Here is a 6,076-nt window from a genome sequence, read left to right on the forward strand (position 1 = left end):
AATGGCCTCTCCGATCCCTTGACCTGCACCAGTAACAAAAGCAACTTTACCTTGGGATTTGCTCATTTTAGTTTTCCTTCTCAATAGATATGAGGGTATTAGGCCGCGAGTACTCGCGGCCCCAACACCGGCGCTACAACGTTAAATTGCGTATACAGGCGCCGTTTTACCAGGCGGGCTAATCAGTCAAAAACTCAGAAGCTTGCCTGGAGCTTCACGCCGCCAACCAGAGCGTCCGCCACCTCGTAAACGCCGCCTGGGTGGCGGACGTACTGAAGGTTCGGGCGCACAGTCAGCCAGTTGGTGACGTGCACGCCATAGTTGAGTTCGACGTCGTATTCGGTTCGCTGCACCGGGACGTACAGAGGATTGTCATAGTCATCCACAGCGTTACTTGAATTGATCTGTGCCTCTCGTTTTGCCACATCATTGTTGACATGAATGCGGGCAACGCCGATTCCGATATCATCCTTGGGTCGAGAATCAAACGGCCCCTTGTAGACAAAACCTAGGTTCTGAAAGTTATCGATGCTACTGGTTGCTCGGTCATGGACGGTCAGACTGGCAAAGATGCTCAATCCACGCGCGGCATCACCATGATGCGTAGTGAGTTGCTGCTGGCCCATTATCCATGCGCCATGTTTGCTGCTGCGGGACTGTGGCGCTTGCCCAGTTAGTCCCTGAGGTAAGTCGTTGACGTCGTCATAAACATCATTGGCATGGGCACTGCTGCGGTAGTAACCCAACCGATATTCCCCCGACAGTGCTTCACCCAATGTCGGCTTCCAGATTATCTCAACCGGCACCAGCGCTCCCTTAGTACCGCTGCCGCTAAGTTTGAAACCGTTGTCAGTGTCCAGGTTCGAAGGGTTTTGGTCATACACGCCTATCTGCACTGCCCACTGCGGGTTAATGTTGTATTTGGCCCGTACTCCCCATTGGCTGACGGGGCCGCTGTACCAGACATCGCCGGCCACGTTACCGATCGGAGCGCTGCAGAACGCCAGGCTCTGAAAATCACACGGGAAACTGTTGAAGTCTTCGTTTACACCCAAACGTCCAAGCTTCAAGTCCAGCGCTCCGGCCAGGAATTGCTGCCGAAACCACATCTGCGTCAGACGCCAGGTTTGCCCCCTGCCCCATACTTCTTGAACGGAACTGAGCTGGCCGGTACGCGGATCGGCAACGCGATCATTGGACAGATTGTTGCCGTTACGCTCGGTGACCAGCAGTTGGAACTCCGCGTCATTCCACCCAAGGAGCTTGTGTAAATCCAGATGAGTGCCTAGCGCCCACTGGGCGGTATAACGTGCAGTGCGGTCGTCGTTATAACCGCCATGCAGATTGGTGGCGGCCTCCCCGGTGTACCCAACGATGACGTCCACGCCCTTTTCCAGCAACTCGCTGCGCGCCCCACCCCAGTCCCCAGTCCCCCAAAGGGATGACGGGTCTGCCGCAGATGCCGGAAGAGTGATGCAGGCACAGAGTCCCAGCCCGAAGGGCAGTTTCCAATGGGTGTTCATGTCGACTTCCTTATTTTTATGTTTTACGACACAGCGTTATCCGGACCTCAAGGCTAGGCCGTTGCGGTCGCAGAAAAAGCGAACGAATAAAAAACCGAGATCAGGTAACTAACTAAACTCGCTACCGCTGTTCAGATACCCGCCAAGCACAGGTACTTGATCTCGAGATAGTCCTCGATGCCATACTTAGAGCCTTCCCGGCCGACACCGGATGATTTGATGCCGCCGAAGGGTGCCGCCTCGGAACTGATGATTCCGGTATTGACTCCCACAATGCCGTACTCGAGACTTTCACCGACCTTAAACACTCTGCTCAAACTCGACGAATAGAAGTACGCAGCCAGGCCGAACTCCGTGTCGTTGGCTTTGTGAATAACCTCCGCGTCGTTGAAAAAGCGGAAAATCGGCGCGAGCGGGCCGAAGGTTTCTTCCTTTGATACTCTGGCGTTGTCGGGCACATCAACCAGAATGGTCGGCTCAAAAAAGTTGCCCCCTAGAGCATGCGCTGCACCGCCCCTGAGCACTTTGGCGCCCTTGGCAACAGCATCTTCAATATGCTCGCGAACTTTGGCTACGGCCTTGCCATCGATCAGCGGGCCAATCGTTATTCCTTCAGCGAAACCATCACCAATCTTCAGCCCTGCGACTGCCGCAGCCAGCTTGTCGACGAATGTGTCATACACCTTGTCGTGGACATACAACCGGTTGGCACACACGCAGGTCTGCCCTGCATTGCGGAACTTGGAAGCAAGTGCACCTTCCACCGCAGCATCGAGATCGGCGTCTTCAAAGACAATGAAGGGTGCATTACCGCCCAGCTCGAGAGAGACTTTCTTGATGTCCTGAGCGCACTTCTCCATGATCTGGCGACCTATTTCGGTTGAGCCAGTAAACGAAATCTTACGCACCGTGGGATTGCTGGTCAGTTCTTCGGCTATTTCTGCTGCAGTGCCTGTCACAACCGACAGGACGCCCCTGGGAATACCTGCCCGCTCTGCCAGATCAACCAGCGCCAATGCTGAAAATGGTGTCTGGGAAGCAGGCTTTATGACCATCGTGCAACCGGCCGCCAACGCCGGTCCGGCCTTGCGGGTGATCATCGCACTGGGGAAATTCCAAGGCGTGATAGCGGCACAGACACCGATGGGTTGTTTGATGACCAGAAGCCGCTTGTCCATCGCGCCTGGAATCAGATCTCCATAAACACGTTTGGCTTCTTCGGCATACCACTCGATATAGGATGCGCCAAAGGTGATTTCTCCCAATGCTTCCGTATACGGCTTACCCTGCTCCAGAGTCATGATGTAGGCCAAGTCGCGTTGGTTTTCGATGATCAGTTCGAACCAGCGTCGCAGCTTGGTGCTGCGCTCTTTGGCCGATAGCTGGCGCCAGGCCGGCAAGGCACGCTCGGCGGCTTCAATGGCACGCCGGGTTTCGGCTTTACCCATCCGCGGAACTTGGCCGATGGAGATATTGGTCGAAGGATTGACGACGGTGATGGTGTTGCCGTTATCTGCGGCGATCCATTCGCCATCGATATACGCTTGTTGGCGAAACAGATCAGGGTTGTTCAAATTCACTGCATGTTCTCCACGGGGGGGCGTAGCGCCGAGACACTCGCGCGCATTCGAACTCGCCTTGGCGTAAGCGTAAAAAGCGAGTAAGACCTTATTTATTCGTACTGGGAGCCGCTCTGTTAAAGCAGAGCTTTGTGCGCGAATGTATTCGCTACGCTAACGGCCTTGAACTTGAAGCCTCGGTACTCGTCGTTTTTCACAGAGGCCAGTTCTTCGCTGAATGCGCCCAAGCCTGCCATGTAGAAATAAACCGAGTTGCTCTTGCCCGGGATGTTCGCCCCGAAGATCCAAGAGTCGGTCTTGGCAAACAGTGTTTGATCTGCAATTTCTTGGCAGGTCACTCCCCATTCACGCTCGCTTTCAGGATCGGGCTCGACACTTGCCAACTCGTTTTCTTCCATAAAATTGATCAAGTCGGACACCCACTCAACCTCTGTCTCGATCGTCGGTGGCAGGTTGGTGAACGGCCCGTTGGGACCCAGGATCATGAACATGTTGGGGAAGTTCGCAGTAGCGACCGACAGGTAGCTGGATGGCCCATCGAGCCAGTGATCCTTGATGCTTACCCCATCACGCCCGCGAATATCGATACGCTTGTAGTTGCCATCCACGGCATCGAAACCAGTAGCGAAAACCAATACATCCAGCTCGTGTTCCACCCCGTCCGCAGTGCGAATACCCTTGGCGGTAATCTCCTCGATCGGGTTGGCCTTCACATCCACCAGCGCTACATTGTCTCGATTGAATGTGGCGTAGTAGCCGCTGTCACACAGTGGCCTTTTCGCATAAAGATCACTCGGCATCAGCTTGAGTGCTGTTTGCGGGTCCTTAACGATCTCGGCGATTTTTTCGCGGACAAAGTTTTGCGCCGCGACGTTCGCTTCTTCGTCGGTAGCAATGTCGTTAAAGGTCTGGAACATGTAGCGGAAACCACCACCGCCGTCCCAGGCACGCTGAAAGATCTCTTTTCGTTCGGAGTCGGAAACGCTCATCGTCGGGATGTTGCTTTCTTCAAAACCGAAGGCCAGGCGCGAAGAGCGTACTTCTTTCCAAATTGCATCGTAGTTGCGCTTAATATCATCGACATACTCGCGACTAACCGGACCATTGCCCACCGGCACCGTGTATTGCGCGGAACGCTGGAACACTGTCAGATGACCCACCATTGGAGCGATTGCAGTGATGACCTGGCAGCCTGTCGAACCGGTGCCTATGACTCCCACGCGCTTACCTTCCAGTGCAGCCTCGGCAGGCCAATTGGCAGTGTGGTACATCTGCCCCTGGAATTGATCCAGACCTTTGATCTTCGGCACGTTGGTTGCTGAAAGCAGTCCGAGTGCGGTTACCAAGTATTTAGCGCTGTATTGGTGACCGTCATCCGTACTCACGAGCCAGCGACAGCTGTGTTCATCGTAAACTGCGGACGTTATAGCTGTTTCCAGTTGGATATCCCGGCGCAGATCATGTCTATCAACCGCATGATTGAGATAAGAGAGAATTTGCGGCTGGGTCAGATAGCGAGTTGTAATATCCCACTCCTGGCAGAGTTCACGATCCCACGAGAAGCAGTACACAAATGATTCACTGTCGGACAACGCGCCAGGGTACCGATTCCAATACCAAGTGCCACCTACGCCCCCTGCTTTGTCAAAAGCGCGAACGTTCAGTCCCATCTCATCACGCAACTTCTTGAGCATGTAAATGCCACCGAAGCCTGCGCCAATAATGACGGCATCATAGTGAATGACATCGGTGCCCAGGGAGCGCTTGGCCAGAGTTGTAGTTGTCATTGTGTTCTCCTGATTTAACCATTTCGCCCTGCTCGCTCTAACTAACAACTGACCGTTAATAGAACGTGCAGGTACGCCGCGTTTGCTTCCCCGGATTGGGTATCCAAGGAAAATTCAAATTCGTGATTTAGATACAGCGGATTAGTTCATGCCCACTTGAGCAGCTACAGCGAGAAGCCGCCGTCTACGGCAATTGCCTGTCCAGTGACGTGGGGGGCGCAAGCTAAAAACACCGCCAGTTGGCCCATGTCTTCGACGGTTTGTGCCTCGCCTTGTGGCAAGAGGCTCGACTGGTGCCGCTCCCAAGACTGCTCTTCCGTCTCTCCCGGCTGGCGCCACCGTCCGGAAAGACCTTCGTCGCCACGCCACATACCGGTGCCTACAATACCGGGACACAAGGCATTGACCGTGATGCCCTCACGGGCAACTTCCTTGGCGAAAGCGTTGGAGAACCCGATGACAGCGAACTTAGATGCGCTGTAATGAGACAGGTCCGGGAATCCTACTTTGCCTGCGATCGAAGCCAGGTTGATAATTCGGCCGAACTTGTGCTCGCGCATCAGTTTGAGTTCGGCCTGACAGCACAGAAAGACACCACGAACATTGATATTCATGATTCGGTCCCACTCGCTGACCGCCAGCTCCTCGACCCTGCCCAAGCTGACGACGCCTGCGTTGTTGACCGCTACATCAAGACGACCGAACTCATGCCTTACCTGTTCCATCATGGCTGCAACGCTGTCGGCCTGGCTGACATCAACCTGCAGGGCGATGGCTCGGCGCCCCAGTGCACGGACTTTCGCGGCGGCCTCCTCTGCAATGCCCAAGTCGAAATCGGCGAGCGCCAGGTCCGCACCAGCCTGAGCCAGGCTCAGTGCGATGCCTTGCCCGATACCTCGCCCGGCACCGGTGACCAAGGCGACTTTTCCTGTGAGGGAGAAATTGACGGCGTGAGAAATGCTCATGTGATGTCTCTCATATTTATTGTTGTAAGGTGTGGCCGTCTAACGCGGCCCACTGAGACAGTCAGAGCAAGTCGAATGCCAAGAAGCAAAAAACTGCCTGAGTGGCTTGAGATAGAGCGCTTCCAGCTTGCTGGCATGCCTCCAGGCAGGACGCCTGGCTAAGACATAATGGCTCTCGTATCCCAGGCAAATGCGCGAATCTTGAGATGTTATGTCTCACG

4 protein-coding genes are annotated in these 6,076 nt (G+C 54.7%); all 4 read right to left on the reverse strand.

Features of this window, described 5'->3' with window-relative positions; translation table 11 throughout:
• Positions 1 to 194 precede the first annotated feature (194 nt).
• The 4 genes from M0974_RS20515 to M0974_RS20530 all read right to left on the reverse strand — a co-directional run bounded on the left by M0974_RS20515 (position 195) and on the right by M0974_RS20530 (position 5,855).
• Entirely contained in the window at positions 195 to 1,523 is a 1,329-nt protein-coding gene (locus tag M0974_RS20515) for a carbohydrate porin (RefSeq protein WP_297840941.1), read from the reverse strand.
• Between the two features lie 131 nt (positions 1,524 to 1,654).
• Positions 1,655 to 3,103: an NADP-dependent succinate-semialdehyde dehydrogenase gene (gene gabD, locus M0974_RS20520; RefSeq protein WP_297840945.1), complete on the reverse strand. Its 1,449-nt coding sequence runs from the start codon at positions 3,101 to 3,103 to the stop codon at positions 1,655 to 1,657.
• Positions 3,104 to 3,219: 116 nt separating this feature from the next.
• Positions 3,220 to 4,890 (reverse strand): NAD(P)/FAD-dependent oxidoreductase, encoded by a 1,671-nt coding sequence (locus M0974_RS20525; protein ID WP_297840947.1) that lies wholly within the window; start codon positions 4,888 to 4,890, stop codon positions 3,220 to 3,222.
• 164 nt (positions 4,891 to 5,054) lie between these two features.
• The gene (locus M0974_RS20530) at positions 5,055 to 5,855 is read right to left on the reverse strand and encodes an SDR family NAD(P)-dependent oxidoreductase (protein ID WP_297840950.1); all 801 of its coding nucleotides are present in this window, start codon (positions 5,853 to 5,855) and stop codon (positions 5,055 to 5,057) included.
• Positions 5,856 to 6,076 lie beyond the last annotated feature (221 nt).

Origin of the sequence: Pseudomonas sp. (assembly GCF_026224925.1) — a bacterium.
Classification (GTDB): domain Bacteria; phylum Pseudomonadota; class Gammaproteobacteria; order Pseudomonadales; family Pseudomonadaceae; genus Aquipseudomonas.